We start from the raw sequence: 951 nt of genomic DNA on the forward strand, positions 1-951 counted from the left end.
CAGGCGATTACCTGAACTGTCGTTCCTGGGCCGCCGCCACTGCGGCGCGCAAGGACTCGGCCAACTCGACGACTTCGATCTCCACACCCAGCTCACGGATCGCGTGTTCCTGCCATGATCGGCCCCGGAGGTGCTGCACCGCGGCGCCTTCCGTCACGCAGAGGATCAGCCGGGGGCCACAGCCAAGGTTGAGCCGACCCAGTGCAGCTTCACGGCGTCGTTGACGAGCTTGTAGCGCTGAGCGACCTTGGCCGGCCCCTGATGTGCCCAGCAATCCACGAGCACGCTCAGGCCATCGGGCACGCCGGTGTCCTCCACGTGGACGCCGCCAGGGCGCTCGAGGCGCCGTGGGGTGAGAGCGAGTCCCAGGGGTGCGCCAAGTGCGTCCAGCATCGCGCGTTCTGCCTGCCTCTGCTCCGAGGAGTCGTCGGCGGGCAATCCTCCTCCCGGCTCGATCCGGAACACCTCCGCGATCTGGCACCTGGCCAATCTCGCCATCATCAGCGGTAGGAAGAGCATTCATGATCTTGCCGTCGGGACCCGTCTGTCGCTTGCGCAGGCACTCACGGACGAGTGCGTTGCAGATCCGGTTGACCGTCTGACGCGGGCTGATCGCGGCGCGTCGGGCGAGTTCGTCGTCGTCGAGGGGCGCCGAGGCGAGGCGGAGTGCCGACAGGCACCTTCTCTCGGTTGGTCATCGCAGCGACGCTCCCTGATTCCCGTTGGCGTTTGGCACGAGCCCACCAAGCGCCCTGCCCGCGGCGTCGGCGGCCGCGCGCTGCTGATCCGGGAGCAGGTGGGCGTAGGTCTCGGTCGTCGTGGTGATCGAATCGTGGCCCAGGCGACGCTGAAGGATGCGGAGGTCCGTCCCGGCGGCAATCATCCACGAGGCGTGGGTGTGACGGAGGTCGTGCACCCTCGAGTGCTTGGTCAGTCGTGGTGCGTCGGGGT

General features: G+C 67.9%; 2 protein-coding genes. Both read right to left on the minus strand.

Annotated features, from left to right (window positions below; all coding sequences use genetic code 11):
• Positions 1–165 precede the first annotated feature (165 nt).
• The gene (locus G3I71_RS44785; RefSeq protein WP_164324628.1) at positions 166–438 is read right to left on the minus strand and encodes a hypothetical protein; all 273 of its coding nucleotides are present in this window, start codon (positions 436–438) and stop codon (positions 166–168) included.
• Between the two features lie 256 nt (positions 439–694).
• The coding region (locus G3I71_RS44790) for a tyrosine-type recombinase/integrase (protein ID WP_203733007.1) at positions 695–951 on the minus strand (257 nt) is incomplete at its 5' end.

Source organism: Streptomyces sp. SID12501 (assembly GCF_010550245.1).
Classification (GTDB): Bacteria; Actinomycetota; Actinomycetes; order Streptomycetales; family Streptomycetaceae; genus Streptomyces.